The sequence below is a fragment of the Streptomyces sp. NPDC091287 genome (assembly GCF_044768525.1).
Lineage (GTDB): Bacteria > Actinomycetota > Actinomycetes > Streptomycetales > Streptomycetaceae > Streptomyces.
Map to the genome: position 1 here is coordinate 211,446 of NZ_JBIVUV010000007.1, position 18,493 is coordinate 229,938.

The window sequence follows — 18,493 nt, forward strand, 5'->3', positions numbered from 1 at the left end:
CTCGACGCACCGTCCGGGGTCCCCTCCGCAGACGGTAGTGGTCGCTGATCTCCACGAAGTCGACGCCCGAGGCCGTACGGCGCTTGCTCGACGGAGGAAGGACGCCTCTGCGCGACTCAGTGGAGGTCATCGGGTGTGAGGTCGGGGCGCAGGCGGTGCCAGGAGGGCTGGCGCAGCCGTCCGGCCCTGGTGCGGGTCGTGTAGCGGACCTCTCCGACCAGCCGGGGCTCCACCCACCGGGCCCCGGTCACCGCGGGCCGCTCGGTGAACGGGCAGGTGTCGGTCGCCGCGGCGTGGAGGAGGGCTGCGAGGGTGGTGCGTTCGGCGTCGCTCCAGCCGGTGCCGACGCCACCGACGTAGCGGAGTCCCCCGCCGGGGTCCGGTCGGCCCATGAGGAGGGCGCCGGGCAGCGAGGTGAGGCGGCCGTGGCCGGGCAGCCAGCCGCCGACGACGATGTCCTCGGTCCGCACGTGCCGGATCTTGACCCACGCCCGGGAGCGGACACCCGGCTCGTAGAGGGAGGTGCGCCGCTTGGCGACGATCCCTTCGAAGCCGGCGGTCCGTGTCATCTCCAGCGCCTGCTGACCGTGTCCGACGACCGCCGCCGGGGTCGACCACGTGGGCCCGCCCAGGTCCAGGGAGTCCAGGACGGCGCGGCGCTCGGAGTACGGGGTGCGGGTGAGCCGGCTCGTGCCGAGAAACACGACGTCGAAGAGCATCAGGTGCACGGGCGCCTTCGCGGCCATGCGGCCCGCCCTGGCCCGGGAGCCGGCCAGCCCCATCCGCGGCTGCAGCCGCTGGAAGTCGCCGCGCCCCTCGTCGTCCAGGGCGACGATCTCCCCGTCCAGTACAGCGGGGCGGGAGCCCAGCGCCGCTCCCAGGCTCGCGAGCTCGGGATAGGCGGGGGTGATGTCGGCGCCGGACCGGGAGCGCAGCTGTACGGACCCGTCGCCGGGAAGGTAGACCATGCACCGCTGCCCGTCCTGCTTCACCTCGTACGCGTACGAGCCGTCCTCCGAGGGCGGGGGCAGCCGCCCCGGGGTCGCGAGCATCGGTGCGATGCGGGGCAGACGCGCCACGGAACCGTCTCGGTCCGCGGTCAGGAGGCGCTCCGCTTCCTCGCCGTGCGTTTGGCGCCGGTCGTCTTCTTCGCCGAGGTCGTCTTCCCGGCGCCCGTCTTCCGGCCGGTGGTCTTCCTGGACGTGGCCGCCTTCCGGCCGGTGGCCGACGTCCCGGACGAGGCCGTCTTCTTCGCTGGGGTCTTCTTCCGGGGCCGCATCTCGTGCACCGTGGCCTCCCCTCCCCCGCCCTCCCCGCGGCTGTCCTTCGCCGCCTCGACCGACGCGTTCAGCGCGGCCATCAGGTCCACGACCTTGCCCTCCTCCTGCTCCTCGCCCTCGGCGGGCTCCGGAAGCTCCTTGCCCTCCGACTTCGCCGTGAGCAGTTCCTCCAGGGCGTCCCGGTAGGTGTCCCGGAACCCGGCGATGCTGTCCAGAGCCATGGTGTCGGTGAGCTGTACGGCCCGCTCGATCTCTTCGTCGTCCAGCTCGACCTGGATCGGGGCCAGGGACTCGGGGCTGCGGATCTCGTCCGGCCAGCGCATCGAGTGCAGCACGATCGCCCCTTCCCTGACCCGCAGCAGCCCCAGCCGCTCACGGTTGTGCCAGGCGAACTTCGCGACGGCCACCTTGTCCGAGCGCTCCAGCGCCCGGCGCAGCAAGGTGTAGGGCTTCTCGGCTACTTTGCCGTCGATCGCAAGGTAGTAGGAGTCGCTGATCCGGATCGGGTCGACGCTGTCGGCGTCCACGAAAGCGACGATCTCGATGGCTTTCGCGGTGGGCAGCGGAATCCTGTCCAGTTCCTCATCCGTGATCGGCACCGTCTGCTCCTTGGAGAGCTCGTAGCCCTTGCCGATCTCGTCCTGCGACAGTGCTTCGCCGTCCAGCTCGCAGACCTTCCGGGTGCGGACCCGTCCGAGATCCTCCAGGTGGACCTGGCGGAAGTGGATCGAGTGGTCCTGGGTCGCGGATACGACCTTCACCGGGATGGTGACCAGGCCGAAGCTGATCGCACCGGTCCACAAAGGCCTCGGCATACCTACCTCCATGCCCGCCGCGGGCTGAGTCGCCGTGCGGGCTCTCACGACCCCCCACCACATTCTCAGCACCATTCGTATCCCGGCGCCATTCGTGGTGCTGCGCCGGATTCGGAACGGCGAACGCGGCGGCCTTGTTGTTCCCCTCCGTGGCGAGGAGGTCGATCGCCTCACATCCGGGCTCTCAGCACGTCGACCTCACAGCCCGGCGCGAACGGGTCGAAGCCGTGCTCGATCAGCCAGCGAACTGCCAGCAGGCTTCGCAACGACCACCACGCGTGGATCACGTCGAGGTCGATGTCGATGTCGGCGTCATAGCCGACGAGGACGTCGTCGAGGTGCTTCTCGTGTCCGAGCGTGAAGGTGGCGAGGTCGTACAGGGCATCACCCCGACCCGCCTCGGACCAGTCGATGATGCCCGTGACCTCGTCGCCGTCGAGGAAGACGTGCGCGATCTGCAGGTCGCCGTGCGTGAACGCCGGAGTCCACGGCCTGAGCGCGGCCTCGGCGACCCGGCGGTTGTGGGCGACCAGGTCAGCGGGGAGGAGGCCGTTCGTCACGAGCGACGCGCACGCGTCGTCGAGTTCCGCCGCCAGCGCGACAACGCTCCGCCCGGCACGACCGGGCCAGGGCGGCGGCGGCGCGTCGTGCAGCTTCCGGATGGCGGCGCCCGCCGCGGCCCACGCCGCCGACGACCCGGTCGGCGGCCCGCCGAGACGCCCGAGCGTTGTTCCCGGGAGTGCGGCGATCGCGAGCACGGGCGGCTTGCGCCACAGGACCTCCGGGGTCGGAACCGGCGCGAGGGACATCGCCTCGACCTCGACGTCGATGCGCGCCTGATCGGCGTCCACCTTCAGGAACACGTCGCCGACGCGCAGAGTCGCGCGCTCGGAATGGGCGACGACGACTTCGACCTCTTCCATGGGCGACCACTATCCGGGGGACGACCGCCGATGTCGCCGGGATATCTCCGATGTCGCCGATGTAGCGGCTGTTGAACACGAGAGCTCACCAGTGGGCCGCCGGTTCATACACTGACGAGGGTGGAGGACCATAGGGCTACCAGGATCGATGCGCGTCCGGCGCCGGCCTTGCGGCGGTACGTCGGCTCGTATGTCGGCTTCGACCTTCGCGGGTTCCCGGCGGGGGTGCACTGCGGTCCGCCGGGCCGCGTGCTCACGGCGGTGATCAGCCTGTCCGACCCTTTGGAGGTGGCGACGGGCGTCGACGACGGGTCACCGGTGACCCGATTCGGCAGCGTGGCCGGCGGGCTGATGTGCCGGTCCGTCGCGATCCACCACGACGGACGCCAGCAAGGCGTGCAGGTGTCGCTGACACCTCTCGGGGCTCGGGCCGTCTACGGCATGCCCGCCGCTGCACTCGCCCACCAGCTGGTTCCCCTCGACGAGCTTCTCGGAGCGCTCGGCGTCGAGCTGGTCGACCGGCTCCGAACGGCAACGACCTGGGCCGCGCGGTTCGCCGCGCTGGACGAATTGCTCCTGCGAGCCGTCGGCCGCAGCGACGGCGGCGAACGCGTCCCCCGGGCACGCCCCGAGGTGGCCGAGGCCTGGCGCCGCCTCGTCGCCGCGCGGGGCCGTGTCCAGGTTGCGGCGGTCGCCGCAGAACTGGGCTGGAGCCGTCGGTACCTCACCGAGCGGTTTCGCAGTGAGGTGGGCCTGTTACCGAAAACCTTCGCCCGAGTTCTGCGCTTCGAGCACGCGCACGAACTGGCAACGGCGCACGATCCGCTCCCGTGGGCCGATGTGGCGGCCCTCTCCGGCTACGCCGACCAGGCCCATCTCGTTCGGGACTGGAGCGAGTTCACGGGCCGATCGCCGACAGCCTGGCGTCGCGGCGAAGTCCTCCTCGGGAACGGGTAGTCGCCGGCCGGCTGCCCGTCGCGTCGGCTCCCGTTCCCTTTCGTTCAAGACCACCCGATGGCCGTCCGGTGACGATCGTCGGCATGAGACTCATCAACCACGAACGCAACGCCATCGACCTGCGGACCACCCCCGTGCACCTCGGGCTGGGATCAAGAGCCAAACCCGTCGAGGGCTTCGCCTGGGACCCGGAGGTGCTCCAGGCCTACAGCGCCGCGGTCGCGGCGGACGGCGCCGAGGGCCGGATAGTGACGATCTTCGACGGCGACGGCCCAGGCGACCACTGGGAGCGCCACCCCGCCGGCGACGAACTGGTCGTCTGCCTCAGCGGGTCGGTGACGGTCACCCGCGACGTGGACGGGGTGCCCGACCGCGTTACGCTCCGGCCGGGCGAGGCCACCGTCAACCCTGCCGGAGCATGGCACGCGGTCGACATGGCGGGGTCGGCGTCCATCCTGACCATCACCGCAGGCCTCGGCACCGACCACCGTCCCCGGACCGGCATCCGCCCGACCGAGCACGTCGGCACCCCCGGCCCGCAAGCGCCGTGACCAAGGCCGCACTCCTCGAACTCGCCGAGCCTGGCGCGGGCTCCGTCGTCGCGTACGAGGCTGCTTCCTCGGCCACGTGGCGGCCTTGAGCCGATGTCATGGGGGCGCGACCCGGAGGACGGGGATAGGGCGGTGGCATCGCGAGTTGGCATCATTCCCAGCAGGTCTCCGCTCCCCCACACTCTCCCCGTACCGTCCCGCGCCCCGTCCGTTCAGCGGACAAACTCCAGGGTGCGGCTTCATCGGACAGTAGGAGAAATCCCCCATGAGACACGTCCCGACCGCCATCGCCTCCGCCATTGTCGGCCTCGGCTTAGTTGCCGCGCTGGGTTCAGCTCCCGCGGTCTCCGCCGCTCCTGCTCCTGCTACTGCTCCTGCCACCTCCACCTCAGCCGGCATTGCCGCGTACAACGGGTCGGGGGAGAACGCCGCCGCGAACCGGGCCTTCTTCGACGCGGTCATGAAGTCGGTCGCTGAGAAGCGGGCCGCCAACCCGGGAACCCAGGCCGTCACGGTCACGTACAGCGCGGCTTCCGCCCCGAGCTTCCGCACCCAGATAGCCAACAGCACCCGGATCTGGAACAGCTCGGTCTCCAACGTCCGGCTTCAGGAAGGCTCCAGGGCTGACTTCACGTACCGCGAAGGAAACGATCCGCGCGGATCGTACGCCTCGACCAACGGACACGGCCGTGGCTTCATCTTCCTGGACTACCGGCAGAACCAGCAGTACAACTCGACCCGCGTCACCACGCACGAGACCGGACATGTGCTCGGCCTGCCGGACAACTACTCCGGACCGTGCAGCCAACTGATGTCCGGCGGCGGCCCCGGCCCGTCCTGCACCAACGCCCAGCCGGACGCCAACGAGCGAGCGCGGGTGAACCAGCTCTGGCAGAACGGCTTCGCGGCCGCGCTGGCCCGTGCCGCCTCCTAACCGGACCGGGAACTGATCGCTACACCTGCATGAGTGGAGGGCCGTTCTGGACGGGGAGCGGCCCTCCACACTGAGCCTTCCGCCGTCAGCGTGCTGCCGGTTCGGGGTCGGTGCTGCACCCGCTGATGGTGAGCAGGACTGCCGTGAGCGCGGTGGTGAAGCTGCGACGACGGGGTGCGCGTTGGTCGGACCCGGCTCGGCCGGCAACGCGCACTGCGACGCCCGAGCATTCTCGCGTCTTTGCCGGGTAGGCGGATGGCACACCGTTCCGAGGAGGAACCATGTCCGGACTGATCGCGCGTCTCACGCAATTCACCCGTAGCCCCCGTGGCCGGCGGACCATCGAGTCGGCCCGACGTGCCGCGGCCGACCCCCGTAAGCGCGCCCAGGCTCGCAGCCTGCTCGGCCGGCTGCGCGGACGCCGGTGACATCGGCGCTTCGGCGGACGACCGGAAAAGTACCTGCTGGCATCACTCATCGGAGACCGGGGACAAAGGGCCTTGACGGAAGTCGATCGCTCCCCTGCCTGACGAATATTCCCCATGGCGCGGATGGGCACCAGGCCGATCATGGTGTGCGGATCGATCATGGTCGCCGAGGGGCTGATTCGAGCTGGTGCCATCGGGTTCGGCTTCGAAGAGGTCCGTCCCGCCCGGGCGGGCGTGGCGGAAAGGGTGAACGCCGCTCGCCGTTCCGGCAGCGCCGCGTAGGCCCGCGGCAGTAAATCAGGGCGCAGCGGGACGGTCGACGTTCCGCAAACGCAGCCGAGAAGTCGGTTACCGCCGCTGAAGCTTCGGTGGAGGAGGCGCGGTTATCGCGCCTTGCCTCGGAACGGTCGGCCACGGTGGCCGAGGAGACGTTGGCCGATCAGCGACGCGAGGCGGCGGAGCGGCGTGCGGCGGAGGAAGAGGCGGCCCGCCCGCGGGTGGACCTCCGCATCGAGCACAGCGGGGGCGGGCGCACCCGCCGCACCGCCAGGGCGTCCGCTTCGGGTAGGTCACCTGCCCGCTGCCCACCCTCGATGACCGCCTTCAGCGTGGGAGCGGGTCACCCCCGGGCGGCGGAATGCATCCACTGTCCGGATCAAACTCCGCAACTCGTTCCGCGGATGGCGTCGAACGCGGCTTGTCGGCAGGATCGTGGGAGTCTCACCGGTTCCAGCCCGATCACTCACGAGCGCCCCACCGATCGACTGACAGCCCTTCAGGAAACTCAGCAAGCAGTCGGCATCAGGACCACCACGATGCGCATCCGGCCGCTGCGGACCGCCGGGATCAGCAACTCGCCGCAACCCTTCCCACCAGGAAAAACGCAGGTCAACAAGGCTCTGACAGGCCCGCTAGGAGACAGATGTGAAGATGCTCATCAACGTTCCCGAGACCGTGGTCGCCGATGCCCTACGGGGCATCGCTGCCGCACATCCCGAGCTGACCGTCGATGTGGAGAACCGGGTCGTCATGCGGCGGGACGCGCCCGTGGCGGGAAAGGTGGGCCTCGTCTCCGGGGGCGGTTCGGGACACGAGCCGCTGCACGCCGGGTTCGTCGGACCCGGGATGCTGTCGGCCGCCTGTCCCGGGGAGGTCTTCACCTCCCCCGTGCCCGACCAGATGCTGCGGGCGGCGGCAGCCGTCGACAGTGGGGCGGGGGTGCTGTTCGTCGTCAAGAACTACACCGGTGACGTGCTCAACTTCGAGATGGCCGCCGAGCTCGCCGACGACGAGGGAATCCAGGTCGCCCAGGTGGTGGTGGACGACGACGTGGCCGTGAGCGACAGTACGTTCACCGCCGGGCGGCGCGGTACGGGAGCGACGCTGTTCGTCGAGAAGATCGCCGGAGCCCTGGCGGACGAGGGCGCTCCGCTGGAGCGGGTGGCCGCCGTCGCACGGCAGGTGAACGGGGCCTCGCGCAGCTTCGGGGTGGCGCTGGGCGCCGTCACCACCCCGGCCAAGGGCAGCCCCACCTTCGATCTGCCCACCGGGGAGCTGGAGTTGGGCATCGGCATCCATGGGGAGCCGGGGCGTGAGCGGCGGCCGATGATGACGTCCGGTGAGATCGCCGACTTTGCCGTGAACGCGGTACTGGAGGATCTGCGCCCCACCGGTCCGGTCCTGGCGCTGGTGAACGGCATGGGGGCGACACCGCTGCTGGAGCTGTACGGGTTCAATGCCGAGGTCCATCGGGTCCTGTCCGAGCGGGGTGTCGCGGTGGCTCGTACGCTCGTGGGGAACTACGTGACGTCGCTCGACATGGCAGGCTGTTCGGTGACGCTGTGCCAGGTCGACGAGGAGCTGCTGCGACTGTGGGACGCGCCCGTGCGGACGGCCGCGCTCCGCTGGGGCTGCTGAGCGCCGACGGGATCCCGTGACCGGGTGCGAATCCGGCGCGGGGTCGCCCGTACAGCCCGCGCCGCCGCCGGGACGACCCGTTCCGGGTGGGACCGAGGAACAGGAGATCATGTGCTCGACACCGACTTCTTCCGCCGCTGGATGACCGCTGTCGCGGCGTCCGTGGAGCGTGAGGCGAACCATCTGACCGAGCTGGACTCGGCGATCGGGGACGCCGATCACGGCAGTAACCTCCAGCGCGGCTTCACGGCGGTGACGGCGGTGCTGGAGAAGGATGCCCCCGCCACTCCCGGTGCTGTGCTCACCCTGGCCGGACGGCAACTCATCTCCACCGTCGGCGGGGCGTCCGGACCGCTGTACGGGACGCTGCTGCGCCGTACGGGCAAGGCGCTCGGGGACGACGACGAGGTGACGCGGGACCAGCTGGCCCGGGCGTTCGCGGCCGGGGTCGCCGCGGTGGGACAGCTGGGCGGCGCGCAGGCCGGGGACAAGACGATGCTCGACGCGCTGCTGCCCGCGGCGGAGGCCCTCGCCACCTCGTTCGACGGCGCCGCGAACGCGGCTCGTGCGGGCGCCGAGGCGACGGTGCCGTTGCAGGCGCGCAAGGGCCGGGCCAGCTATCTCGGCGAGCGCAGTATCGGGCATCAGGACCCGGGTGCGACCTCGTCGGCTCTGCTGGTCGAGGCCCTGGCGGCGACGGCGGCGGACGGAACGGGCGCGTGAGCGGCGAGCGGCAGGTGGGCATCGTGCTGGTCTCCCACAGCGGTCCGGTCGCCGAGTCGGTCGCCGAGCTGGCCCGGGGCCTCGCCGCCGGAGGGGTGACCGCGCCGGTCGCTCCGGCCGGCGGGCTGCCCAACGGCGGGCTCGGGACGAGCGCGGAGCTGATCGGCCGGGCCGCCGCCTCGGTGGACCGGGGTGCGGGTGTCGCGGTCCTGGTGGACCTGGGGAGCGCGGTCCTCACGGTGAAGGCCATGCTCGCCGAGGGCGACGAGCTGCCGGAGGGCACGAGGCTGGTGGACGCGCCGTTCGTGGAGGGCGCTGTGGCCGCCGTGGTGACCGCCTCGGCGGGTGGCGACCTCGCGGCGGTGGAGGCCGCGGCCTCGGAGGCGTACGGCTACCGCAAGACGTAGCGCTGTCCGCAGGATCAGGCTGGGCCCGCGTGGCGCCCCGCACCGTGCCGCAGCAGACTTGACGACATGTCGACAGGCAGGCGCAGTGCGGGGCTTCTTCTCTTCCGGGTCACGGAGGGCGTGGGCGAGCGGGATGTCGAGGTGCTGATCGGGCACATGGGCGGGCCGTTCTGGGCGGGGCGGGAGGCGGCCGCCTGGTCGGTGCCGAAGGGCGAGTACGGACCGGAGGAGGACGCGGAGGCCGCCGCCCGCCGGGAGTTCGTGGAGGAGCTGGGCGTGCCGGTCCCGCCGGGCGAGTGGATCGCGCTGGGCGAGTCACGGCAGCGCAGCGGCAAGACGGTGACCGCCTGGGCCCTGGAGGCGGAGCTGGACCTGGCGTCCGTCGTGCCCGGGACGTTCACGATGGAGTGGCCGCGCGGGTCCGGCGTGCAGCAGGAGTTCCCGGAGATGGACCGGTTCGCCTGGTGCACGCCGGAGCAGGCCGCCGAGCGGCTGATCGTCGGCCAGCGGGTGTTCGTCGACCGGCTGCGCGCTCAGGTGCGCGGGAGGACCGCCTCCCCCGAGGCGTAGGCCGGTGCCGCGCCCGCCGGGCGGCCGGCCCGCAGCTCCAGTACGTCGCCGGTGAAGCGGGCCCGGAAGCTGCGGTCGTGCGAGACGACGACGACCGCGCCCCGGTACTGGTCGAGGGCCTGTTCCAGCTCCTCCACCAGGCTCAGCGCGATGTGGTTCGTCGGCTCGTCCAGTACCAGCAGATCGGCAGGCCGGGTCACCAGCCGGGCCAGGGCCAGCCTGCGTTGCTGGCCGACGGAGAGGGACGCGACGGGCACGTCGAGGTCCTCGGGGCGGAACAGGCCGAGGGCCAGGAGTTCGTCGGCGTACTCGTCGGGGAAGCCGGGGCGGCCCGCCGCGAAGGTGGCGAGCAGGGTACGCCGGGTCGGGCGCGCGGGCAGTTCCTGCGGGAGGTAGCCGATGCGGGCCCGGCGGGTGACCGTTCCCGCGTCGGGGGTCAGGTCACCCGCGAGGACCCGCAGCAGGGTGGTCTTCCCGGCCCCGTTCTCACCGGTCACCAGGAGGCGGGATCCCGATTCCACGCGCAGGGAGGGGAGGCGGAGGCGGTCCCCGACGGAGACCGCCTCCAGCTCCACGAGAGTCCTCGCCCGGTCCGCGGTGCCGGTCACGGTGGCAATTCCGTCGTGGTCCGCCGTGCCGGTCCCGTCGGCGATTCCGTCGCGGTCCGCGGTGCCGGTCCCGTCGGCGACGGTCGGGCGGCCGGTGAAGGCGAGCGGGCGGGGCGGGGGTGGCACGGGAGACCTGCGTAGCGCGTCCAGCCGGGTCCGGGCGGCCCTGACCTGGCCGGACAGCTTCGCCTCGTGCGAGCGGCGGTGCTTGCCGAAGCCCTGTTTCGGATCTCCTCCGCCGGCCGCGAGCCGCGCTCCGGCCGCTGCGACGAGCTCCTCGGTGCGGGCCAGGTCCGTCAGGTACTCCTCGTGTTCCTGGGCCCAGCGGCGGCGGGCGGTGGTCTTGGCCGTGCGGTAGCCGTCCCAGCCGTCTCCGTACCGGGTGACCGTGCGCAGGTCCCGGTCGACCTCCAGGATCACCGAGGTGACGCGCTCCAGGAACGCCCGGTCGTGGGTGATCGCCACGACGGTGCCCCGGTGGGCGCGCAGGTGGTCCTCCAGCCAGCCGACGGCGCGGGCGTCGAGGTGGTTGGTCGGCTCGTCGAGCAGCAGCAGTTCGGGGGCGGCTGCCAGGACGCAGGTGAGGGCGAGCCGGGACTGCTCGCCGCCGGAGAGCGTGGCGAGAGCACGGTCGCGGGTGAGGTGGGCGAGGCCGAGGCCGTGCAGAGCCGCTTCGGTGCGGGCGTCCGCCCGGTAGCCGTCGCGGTCCTCGTAGGCGGTGAGGAGGTCTCCGTACGCGGCGAGCTCCGCGTCGGTCGGCCCCGGGTCGCCGGGCTTCCGCTCCGAGAGGTCGGCCTCCGCCCCGCGGATACGGTGTTCGAGGTCGCGCAGTTCGGCGAGGGCCGCGTCGACGGCGTCCTGCACGGTGTCGGCCGGGTCGAGGTCGAGGGTCTGGGCGAGATAGCCGGTACCGCCGGGGAAGCGGACGGTGATCTCACCGGTGTCCGGTTGTTCCGCTCCGGCCAGCAGCCGGAGCAGCGTGGACTTTCCGGAGCCGTTCTCGCCGATGACGGCGGTCTTCTCACCGGGCCGGACGGTGAGGGTCACCTGGTCGAGTACGGAGCGGTCCCCGTACGCCTTGGAGACGTCCTTGATGGCCAGTTGAGCGCGGTCGCGCTGGGGGTGCATGGGTGCCTTTTCCCTGGGTGACGGCCCGCGAAGGGGCGCGCGGAAGCGCGGCGGCGGGGCGTGGATGCCGGACGGCGGAAGGGACGGCGGCGGGCGCGCGCGGTGACGTCGACGTCACCGGGGCGTCTCAGAAGGACGCGCGGTGCGGCGCGCTGCGGCCGTCCGGGCCGGGAATCAGCGGAAGAAGTAGTAGCGGTACGAACCCATGTCGGCCAGTCTAGCGGCGGCCGGCCTCCCGGCGCCGGGAATTTCTCGCCCGCCCGGCGGCCGCCGGGCAGGAGCCGGAGGCCGCCGGGCGGGCGGGGAGGGCGGCGGACGTTCGACGATGAGACGACCGGGAGGTTCAGCCGCCGGCTGCGGGACAGATTCAGGCACCCGCCGGGGTGCCAGAGGGGATCAGGCAGCTGCCCGGGGGCCGGCGAGGTTCGGCCGCCCGGGTGCCAGAGGGCTCAGCCGCCCGGGAGGATGACGGCCCGGCCGTTGATCCTGCCGTCGTGGAGGCGCTCGTAGGCGAGCGGGGCCTCGTCGAGGGAGTACGTCTCCACGTGGACGTCGACCGCTCCGGCGTGGGCCAGGTCGAGGACCTCGGCGAGCTCCTTGCGCGAGCCCCAGTAGGGCGCGCTGACGTTGGTGCCGTACGGAAGCGTGCCGAAGCCGACCGGGAGCGCGCCGCCGCCGATGCCGACGATGGTGACGTCGCCGTCGACGCGGGCGACGGCGCCCGCGGTCGCCACGGTGGGCGGCGCTCCGACGAAGTCGAGGACCACGTGGGCGCCGAGTCCGCCGGTCAGTTCCATGACGCGGGCGGCCGCCTTCTCGTCGGAGAGGACGGCTTCGTGCGCGCCGACGGTCCTGGCCAGGACGAGCTTGTCCTCGGTGACGTCGAGGGCGATCACCCGGGCGGCCGTCATGGCGCGCAGCAGCTGGATCGCGACGTGGCCGAGGCCGCCGGTGCCGATGACGACGGCGGTGGAGCCGGGCACCAGCTTCGCCCGGGAGCGCACGATCGCGTGGTACGGGGTCAGTCCGGCGTCCGTGAGGGGCACCGTCTTCACCGGGTCGAGGTCGCCGATCGGGATCAGGTGGCGGGGGTCGTCGACGATCATGTATTCGGCCATCGCGCCGGGTGCGCCGAGTCCGGGCGGCATGATGCCGAGCTCTTTGGCGCGCAGGCAGTAGTTCTCCTTGCCTTCGGCGCAGTTCACACAGGTGCCGCAGCCCCAGGGCCCGTAGACCGCGACGGAGTCGCCGAGGGCGAAGCCGTCGACGCCGTCACCGAGGGCGGCGACCGTGCCGACGCCCTCGTGCCCCAGGGTCAGGGGCAGCGGGAAGGGGATCTGGTCGGCGGGCCAGCTCATCACGGCGATGTCGGAGTGGCAGACACCGGCGGCGGTGACCTTCAGCAGGACCTGGCCGGGGCCGGGCTCGGGGTCCGGGACGGTGACCACCTCGGGGGCGGCGCCGACGGCCCGGTACTGAACGGCTTTCATGGGGTCTCCTCGCTTCTCTCTTGACTCTCTTTGTCGCCCCCGTGTCCCCCGCGCGCCACTCGGGCTCCGTCACGGGGCGGAGTAGCCGCCGTCCACCAGGTGGTAGCTGCCGTGGATGAAGGAGGCCTTGTCGGAGAGCAGGAAGGCCGCGAGTTCGGCGACCTCCTCGGCGGTGCCGAGCCGTCCCGCCGGGTGCAGGGAGATCAGGTGCTCGCGGGCCCCCGGGTCGGTGTTCCGCAGGAGCGGGGTGTCGATGAAGCCGGGGCCGACCGCGTTGATCCGGACGTTCTGTCCGGCGTATTCGAGGGCGGCGGTCTTGGTGAGGCCGACGACGCCGTGCTTGGCCGCGACGTAGGCGGGCGACCCCGCGAAGCCGTTGGTGCCGAGGATGGAGGACATGTTGACGATCGCGCCGCCGCCCGCCGCGACGATGGCGGGCAGTTCGTAGCGCATCGAGTGGAAGACGCCGCTGAGGTTGGTGGCGACGACGCGGTTCCAGTCCTCGACCGGGTACTCGCCGGTGGGGCTGCTGGGGCCCGCGATGCCGGCGTTGTTGACGGCCAGGTGGAGGGCGCCGAAGGTGGCCACCGCGAACCGCACGCCCGCTTCGACGGAGGCCGGGTCGGTGACGTCCATCGCGACGGCGGCGGCCCTGGCTCCGGCACTCTCCAGGTCGGCCGCGGCCCTGCGCGCGCTCTGCTCGTCGTAGTCGGCGACGACGACCGCCGCGCCGCCGGCGGCGAGCCGCCGGGCCAGGGCGAGGCCGATGCCGGAGGCACCGCCGGTGATGAGGGCGGTGCGCCCCGCGAACTCGGTCCGGGCTTCGGCCTTCGCCTCGGCTGCGGGGGTGGAGCTGTGCTCGGTGCTCATGGTGTTGCCTCGGTTCCTTCTGCTTCTTCGGTGGTGCCGGTGGTGCCGGTGGTGCCGGTGGTGCCGGTGGTGCTGGTGGTGCTGGTGGTGTTGGTGGTGCTGGTGGTGCCGATCTTGCTGTTGGTGCCGGTCGTGCTGTTGGTGCCGGTAGGGCTGTTGGTGCCCCGGTGCTGTTCCGGGGTACCCCGGTGCTGTTCCGGAGCGGGGTGCGGCTCGCCGAGCAGATCGGCGGAGAGCGCGTCGAACGCCTCGGCGACCAGTCCGGGCAGAGCGTCCGGCCGGCCTCCCCGCACCCAGGCGGCCTGGGCGGCGAGCAGCGCGCCCGCTCCTGCGGCGACGGTCACGGCGGGCCGGATGTCCCGCCGGGGATCGACGCCGAGCCGGTCCGCGACAATGGCGACCGAGTCCTCCTGGGCGTCCACCCGGATGTGGTGGAAGACGGCGTAGAGGGTCGGCTCCTCCTCGGCGACGACCAGCAGGTCGAAGATCCGGGGGCGGCGGTGCCACGGCTCCGACCCGGGATCGGCGAGCCAGTCGAGGACGGCCCGCCGGTAGGCGAGGAGCGGGGGCTCAGGGGCCGGGCGTGCTCGCAGGGCCGCGTTGATGCGGTCACCGTCGCCCCGCAGCGAGTCGAGGGCGGCGGCCTCCTTGCTCGTGAAGTACCGGCTGAACGTACGGCGATCGACGTCCGCGGCTTCCGCGATCTCCTCGACCGTCACGTTCCGCAGCCCTCGGTCGAGCACCAGCTCGAACGCGGCCTGCGCCAGGGTGTCGCGGGTGCGGCGCGCCTTGCGGCCGCGCCGATCCGGGATCTTCCGTTCCGGAGTCATACATGCACGGTACACCCAAAAATGTCCCCACGCGACATTCGTCTCATGGGGACATCAGGGTGCCGGCCGCAGGCTCGCGGCGAGCGTTCAGACTGCGGCGGTACGCCACTGGGCCTCGCCCGCTTCGGCGGTGTCGCCGAGAACCGCAGCCCCGGAATCGGCACCGTCGGGAGCGGCATCGCCGGGGACCGCGGCGCCCGGAACCGCGGGCCGCCGCCCGTCGTCGGCTGAGGTGCGCAGCAGGGCGAGCGCGGCGATGTCGTCGCGCCGGACGCCTCCGGAGAACTCCCCCAGATCGACGTGGAGCGCGTCGAGCAGTTCGCGCGGCCCGTGCCCGGCCCAGGCCCTGATCCGCTCGTCCAGCGGGTAGAAGGCGCCGGCGATGTCGCGGGCCTCGGTCACCCCGTCGGTGACGACGAGGAGCGTGGCGCCCGGCGGGAAGTCGAAGGACTCGGTCGTACGGATCTCCTGGCTGAGTCCGGCGAGGCCGAGGGGGACGTACGTCCGGTGGAGCGTGACGGCCGAGGACCGGCCGTCGTGCAGCAGGCGCGGCGGCAGGTGCCCGCAGTTCACGGCCTCCACCCGGCCGCCCTCGTCAAACCCGAGGACGAGCGCGGTCACGAAGCGTTCGGCCTCACCCGTCTGGGCGGAGAACGCGTTGTGCCGGACGACGGCGGCCTCCAGCGCCTCCACCACTCCCGTGAGCGTGGGTTCGCGGATGGCCGCCTCACGGAACGCGGCGATGGCCGCGAATCCGGCGCCGATGGCCGCGAGCCCCTTGCCCTGGACGTCCCCGATGATCACCCGGGTCCCGTAGGGCGACTCGACGACCTCGTAGATGTCTCCGCCGACGAAGCGGTCCTCCTCGATCGGCTCGTAGAGCCCGTGCGCGATGACGTGGCCGGTACCGACCGGCAGCGGCCGCAGGATCTGGCGCTGCAGGGTGACGGCGGCGGATCGCAGCCGCGCCATCTCGGTGGCGTGCCGGATGCGCGCCGCGCAGGCGGCGACCCCGAGCGCACAGGCCAGTACGGCGAATCCGATGCCGAAGACGAAGTCCCAGAAGGTGCCGTCCGCGCCGACCCGGAACCCGACGACGACGGTGGTGATCCACACCGCGATCCAGATGGTCTGGCGGAGGCTGCAGTAGACGGAGGCCAGTGCGGGGACGACCACGAGCAGCGGCACGACCCGCAGGTCGTTGCCTGTTCTGACGTCGAGGAACACGACGAGTACGGTCAGCAGCGCGAGACCGCCGACCAGTGCCCAGTTGCCGATCCGGCTCTGGGACACCGCCCCGACGCCCGCGTCCGCTCCGGGCGCGGCACCACCCCGGGTCCCTACCCCGCTCCGCTTCTGTGCCATGTCCAGCAACCTCATGGGCACGGCCTGTCCTCCCGCTGATCTCTCGGTGCCGCCCGCGGTTTCGGTCGGTCCCTTCCAGTTGACCGGGTGGCGGGCGCCCGCGCAGGAGGGCTTAGGGCCCCGAGCGGCTGTCGAAGGTCCCGCCCGGGGCTTCCGGCCCGGGTCCCTGGTCCCGTACCGGGGGTGCCTCAGGTCCCGGTCCCTTCGTACGGGCACCCCGTACGAAGGGACCGGGTACCTGCACCTGTACCTGTCAGCGCAGTGAGGGGCTGCGGCTCCCGTCAGCGGACGGGAGCGTGGCGGGGACGAGTGCGGAGAGGAATTCCGTACGCCGGCGAAGCCGGAAGCCGAGGGACTCGTAGAGCCGGACGGCCCCGGTGTTGGAGGCGGAGGCATGCAGGAACGGCGTTTCGCCGCGCTCCCGGATCCCGTGTGCGACCGCCAGGACCAGTCGGCTCGCCAGCCCCTGCCCCCGTACGGACTCGTCCGTGCAGACACCGCTGATCTCCGTGAAGCCGGGCGGGTGCAGCCGCTCCCCCGCCATCGCCACCAGTGCGCCGCCCCGACGGACGCCCAGATATGTACCCAGCTCGACCGTGCGCGGCAGGAAGGGACCGGGACGGGTGCGTGCCACCAGGTCCAGCATCTCCGGCACGTCCCGGGGGCCCAGCGGGACCGCCTCCGGATCGGGCGCGGCGTCCACCGACGCGTCGACCAGCTGGACGCCCTCCGCCCGGAAGATGATCTCCCAGTCCTGCGGCGGCGGCTCCTGGAACGCGGCCAGGGTGACGGAGCCGCCCGGCCCGGCGAGCGCCGCGACATCGGCCCAGTCCTGGGCCTCCGGGGCGTCGGGGAGCGCGATCCAGGGAGTGACGTCGGCGGGATAGCGCAGGACCCGCCCGCGACTCTCGGCGAAGTGGGCGTGCGGGCCGGTGAGCGAGGACCGGGCGGGGTTGTCCAGGGGGTGGAGCCTGGAAGGATCATCGGTCCGGGGCCGGGTGCTGTTCTGGGTCATGGTCTTCCTCGTTCTCGTTCCGTCCATCGCGCGATTCTCGGCAGCGGGCGCTCGGGGCCGGGAGCGGCGTACCCGCCAGGCAGGAAAAGCCGGTGGGTACGGCAGGTATTCCGTGAGGAGAATCTGTTCACGGCAACGCAATCATCGGGGCGCGGACCGTCCGGCCCCGCGCCAGGCCCGTGCCATCGGGGTCGACAGCCCCAGCGGCACCCCGATGCCCCGGCGTACGCCCGAACCGGCGAGCGGCGAAATCGACTCATCCGTAGGCCAATACACGCCGGTCCGGTCCCAACTACCCCCTGGCTGTGGCACTCTGGTGGCGACCGCCCCACCGGGCTCCCCCGTACCGGTGGGGCGGTTGTTTGCGCATTCATTGCTCGCGCCGTTCACGTGCGCCCTCTACGGGCGCCCTTCGGCTCGCGCCTTTCGACCCGCATCTCGCGACCCGCGCCACTCGGCTTGTGCCACTCGGCTTGTACCTCTCGGGTGACCGCGCCTCAGAGCCGAACTACACCTGTTTCAAGCCAACTCACTCCGGCTGGCCGGATCAACTACCACTTCGACGCATGAGAGCCGTACCCCTGGGAAGGCGAACAGACCTCAGGGCCTACGAACCAGGGAGCGTGAAGCCGACATGACCGTGCAGACCGCACAGACCGCACAGACGGCCGGTACGGAGCAGACGGGCGCCACCGAGGAACTTCCTTGGATCGAGGATGCCGGGAAGGTCGCCCCGATGGACGCGCGCCGGCTCTCACGTCTCTTCTTCGACCGCCTCCAGATCCTGGAGGAGGGCACGCACGAGTACCAGTACGCACGCAACACCCTTATCGAGATGAACCTGTCCCTCGTCCGCTTCGCCGCCAACCGCTTCCGCAACCGGGGCAGCGGCGACATGGAGGACATCGTCCAGGTCGGCACCATCGGGCTGATCAAGGCGATCGACCGCTTCGACCTCTCGCGGGAAGTCGAGTTCACCTCGTTCGCGGTGCCGTACATCGTCGGGGAGATCAAGCGGTTCTTCCGTGACACGAGCTGGGCGGTGCACGTGCCGCGGCGCCTCCAGGAGCTGCGGGTCGATCTCGCCAAGGCGAAGGAGTCCCTGGCGGGCGACCTCGACCGGGACCCCACCGTGCGGGAGCTGGCAAAGGACCTGGGGATCGAGGAGTCCGAGGTCACGGAGGGGATCGTCGCTTCCAACGGCTACACGGCGGGCTCCCTGGACATGCCGACCGACACCGCGGAGGCCGGGCCCCGTCAGACCGCCGGGCGGACCTTCGCCGATGTGCTGGGCGAGCCGGACCCCGCCATGGAGACCGTGGAGAATCTCCACGCCCTCGCGCCCCTGCTGGGCGAACTGGACGAGCGGGAGCGCCGGATCATCGACATGCGCTTCGGCCAGGAGATGACCCAGGCGCAGATCGGCGCGGAGCTCGGGATATCGCAGATGCACGTGTCCCGGCTGCTGAGCCGGATGCTGGGCAAGCTGCGGAGCGGGATGCTCGTCCAGGAGTGATCATCGCGAGCCACCCCGTCGGGCGGTGGCCGGGCGGATAGCGAACAAACAAGGCGTTGGGGGGGGGGGGGGGGGGGATATAAAAAAAACACCCCCCACATTTTTTGTGGGGGGTATTAGCACATCATGTTTTTTTTTTAAAAAAAAAAAGAAAAGGGGGGGGAGA

17 protein-coding genes and 1 pseudogene are annotated in these 18,493 nt (G+C 71.6%); 9 read left to right on the plus strand and 9 right to left on the minus strand.

Annotated features, from left to right (window positions below; genetic code table 11):
• Window positions 1-116: 116 nt before the first annotated feature.
• The 3 genes from ligD to ACIQRW_RS14060 all read right to left on the minus strand — a co-directional run bounded on the left by ligD (window position 117) and on the right by ACIQRW_RS14060 (window position 3,018).
• Window positions 117-1,079, minus strand: a complete 963-nt coding sequence (gene ligD / locus ACIQRW_RS14050) for a non-homologous end-joining DNA ligase (protein WP_403758917.1) — start codon at window positions 1,077-1,079, stop codon at window positions 117-119.
• A 20-nt stretch (window positions 1,080-1,099) separates the two neighbouring features.
• Complete coding sequence (locus ACIQRW_RS14055; protein ID WP_403758919.1) at window positions 1,100-2,095, minus strand: Ku protein; 996 nt, start codon at window positions 2,093-2,095, stop codon at window positions 1,100-1,102.
• Between the two features lie 170 nt (window positions 2,096-2,265).
• Window positions 2,266-3,018: a phosphotransferase family protein gene (locus ACIQRW_RS14060; RefSeq protein WP_403758922.1), complete on the minus strand. Its 753-nt coding sequence runs from the start codon at window positions 3,016-3,018 to the stop codon at window positions 2,266-2,268.
• Between the two features lie 120 nt (window positions 3,019-3,138).
• Here ACIQRW_RS14060 and ACIQRW_RS14065 point away from each other — a divergent pair, with 120 nt between their 5' ends.
• From ACIQRW_RS14065 to ACIQRW_RS14100, 8 genes are all read left to right on the plus strand, one after another.
• Window positions 3,139-3,975 carry a helix-turn-helix domain-containing protein gene (locus tag ACIQRW_RS14065; RefSeq protein WP_403758925.1) on the plus strand — a complete coding sequence of 279 codons (837 nt, stop codon included), beginning with the start codon at window positions 3,139-3,141 and terminating at the stop codon, window positions 3,973-3,975.
• Between the two features lie 83 nt (window positions 3,976-4,058).
• Window positions 4,059-4,526, plus strand: coding sequence for a cupin domain-containing protein (locus ACIQRW_RS14070; protein WP_403758928.1), 468 nt, complete (start codon window positions 4,059-4,061; stop codon window positions 4,524-4,526).
• 265 nt (window positions 4,527-4,791) lie between these two features.
• Complete coding sequence (snpA, locus tag ACIQRW_RS14075; RefSeq protein WP_403758931.1) at window positions 4,792-5,460, plus strand: snapalysin; 669 nt, start codon at window positions 4,792-4,794, stop codon at window positions 5,458-5,460.
• Between the two features lie 281 nt (window positions 5,461-5,741).
• Window positions 5,742-5,888, plus strand: coding sequence for a hypothetical protein (locus ACIQRW_RS14080; protein WP_403758934.1), 147 nt, complete (start codon window positions 5,742-5,744; stop codon window positions 5,886-5,888).
• A gap of 924 nt (window positions 5,889-6,812) precedes the next feature.
• Window positions 6,813-7,805 (plus strand): dihydroxyacetone kinase subunit DhaK, encoded by a 993-nt coding sequence (gene dhaK / locus ACIQRW_RS14085; RefSeq protein WP_403758937.1) that lies wholly within the window; start codon window positions 6,813-6,815, stop codon window positions 7,803-7,805.
• 111 nt (window positions 7,806-7,916) lie between these two features.
• Window positions 7,917-8,528 carry a dihydroxyacetone kinase subunit DhaL gene (gene dhaL / locus ACIQRW_RS14090; RefSeq protein ID WP_403758940.1) on the plus strand — a complete coding sequence of 204 codons (612 nt, stop codon included), beginning with the start codon at window positions 7,917-7,919 and terminating at the stop codon, window positions 8,526-8,528.
• The gene (locus ACIQRW_RS14095) at window positions 8,525-8,935 is read left to right on the plus strand and encodes a PTS-dependent dihydroxyacetone kinase phosphotransferase subunit DhaM (RefSeq protein ID WP_398619021.1); all 411 of its coding nucleotides are present in this window, start codon (window positions 8,525-8,527) and stop codon (window positions 8,933-8,935) included. The genes dhaL and ACIQRW_RS14095 overlap by 4 nt, the downstream gene beginning before the upstream one ends.
• A 66-nt stretch (window positions 8,936-9,001) precedes the next feature.
• Window positions 9,002-9,505, plus strand: coding sequence for an NUDIX domain-containing protein (locus tag ACIQRW_RS14100; RefSeq protein WP_403758944.1), 504 nt, complete (start codon window positions 9,002-9,004; stop codon window positions 9,503-9,505).
• Here the strand turns inward: ACIQRW_RS14100 and ACIQRW_RS14105 are convergent.
• From ACIQRW_RS14105 to ACIQRW_RS14130, 6 genes and pseudogenes are all read right to left on the minus strand, one after another.
• Window positions 9,469-11,241: an ABC-F family ATP-binding cassette domain-containing protein gene (locus ACIQRW_RS14105; protein WP_403758946.1), complete on the minus strand. Its 1,773-nt coding sequence runs from the start codon at window positions 11,239-11,241 to the stop codon at window positions 9,469-9,471. The two genes, ACIQRW_RS14100 and ACIQRW_RS14105, sit on opposite strands and share 37 nt — an antisense overlap.
• A 449-nt stretch (window positions 11,242-11,690) precedes the next feature.
• Window positions 11,691-12,731: an NAD(P)-dependent alcohol dehydrogenase gene (locus tag ACIQRW_RS14110; protein WP_403758948.1), complete on the minus strand. Its 1,041-nt coding sequence runs from the start codon at window positions 12,729-12,731 to the stop codon at window positions 11,691-11,693.
• 69 nt (window positions 12,732-12,800) lie between these two features.
• Window positions 12,801-13,601, minus strand: a complete 801-nt coding sequence (locus ACIQRW_RS14115) for an SDR family NAD(P)-dependent oxidoreductase (protein ID WP_403758951.1) — start codon at window positions 13,599-13,601, stop codon at window positions 12,801-12,803.
• Window positions 13,602-13,774: 173 nt separating this feature from the next.
• A pseudogene (locus ACIQRW_RS14120) lies at window positions 13,775-14,431 on the minus strand (TetR family transcriptional regulator); the annotation flags it as partial.
• Window positions 14,432-14,518: 87 nt separating this feature from the next.
• Window positions 14,519-15,796, minus strand: a complete 1,278-nt coding sequence (locus ACIQRW_RS14125) for a PP2C family protein-serine/threonine phosphatase (protein WP_403758954.1) — start codon at window positions 15,794-15,796, stop codon at window positions 14,519-14,521.
• Between the two features lie 253 nt (window positions 15,797-16,049).
• On the minus strand, window positions 16,050-16,811 hold the full coding sequence (locus ACIQRW_RS14130; protein WP_403758957.1) for a GNAT family N-acetyltransferase: 762 nt from the start codon (window positions 16,809-16,811) through the stop codon (window positions 16,050-16,052).
• Between the two features lie 634 nt (window positions 16,812-17,445).
• On the opposite strand from ACIQRW_RS14130, the gene ACIQRW_RS14135 reads away from it, so the two are divergent.
• Window positions 17,446-18,327: an RNA polymerase sigma factor SigF gene (locus ACIQRW_RS14135; RefSeq protein WP_403758960.1), complete on the plus strand. Its 882-nt coding sequence runs from the start codon at window positions 17,446-17,448 to the stop codon at window positions 18,325-18,327.
• Window positions 18,328-18,493: the final 166 nt, after the last annotated feature.

Bases quoted from the DNA above. Each gene is read 5' to 3' on its own strand.
- ACIQRW_RS14135 (WP_403758960.1), top strand. From the start codon at position 17,446: ATGACCGTGCAGACCGCACAGACCGCACAGACGGCCGGTACGGAGCAG.
- ACIQRW_RS14070 (WP_403758928.1), top strand. From the start codon at position 4,059: ATGAGACTCATCAACCACGAACGCAACGCCATCGACCTGCGGACCACC.
- ACIQRW_RS14100 (WP_403758944.1), top strand. From the start codon at position 9,002: ATGTCGACAGGCAGGCGCAGTGCGGGGCTTCTTCTCTTCCGGGTCACG.
- ACIQRW_RS14115 (WP_403758951.1), bottom strand. From the start codon at position 13,601: ATGAGCACCGAGCACAGCTCCACCCCCGCAGCCGAGGCGAAGGCCGAA.
- ACIQRW_RS14110 (WP_403758948.1), bottom strand. From the start codon at position 12,731: ATGAAAGCCGTTCAGTACCGGGCCGTCGGCGCCGCCCCCGAGGTGGTC.
- snpA (WP_403758931.1), top strand. From the start codon at position 4,792: ATGAGACACGTCCCGACCGCCATCGCCTCCGCCATTGTCGGCCTCGGC.
- ACIQRW_RS14055 (WP_403758919.1), bottom strand. From the start codon at position 2,095: ATGCCGAGGCCTTTGTGGACCGGTGCGATCAGCTTCGGCCTGGTCACC.
- ACIQRW_RS14130 (WP_403758957.1), bottom strand. From the start codon at position 16,811: ATGACCCAGAACAGCACCCGGCCCCGGACCGATGATCCTTCCAGGCTC.
- ACIQRW_RS14125 (WP_403758954.1), bottom strand. From the start codon at position 15,796: ATGGCACAGAAGCGGAGCGGGGTAGGGACCCGGGGTGGTGCCGCGCCC.
- ACIQRW_RS14060 (WP_403758922.1), bottom strand. From the start codon at position 3,018: ATGGAAGAGGTCGAAGTCGTCGTCGCCCATTCCGAGCGCGCGACTCTG.
- ACIQRW_RS14080 (WP_403758934.1), top strand. From the start codon at position 5,742: ATGTCCGGACTGATCGCGCGTCTCACGCAATTCACCCGTAGCCCCCGT.
- ACIQRW_RS14105 (WP_403758946.1), bottom strand. From the start codon at position 11,241: ATGCACCCCCAGCGCGACCGCGCTCAACTGGCCATCAAGGACGTCTCC.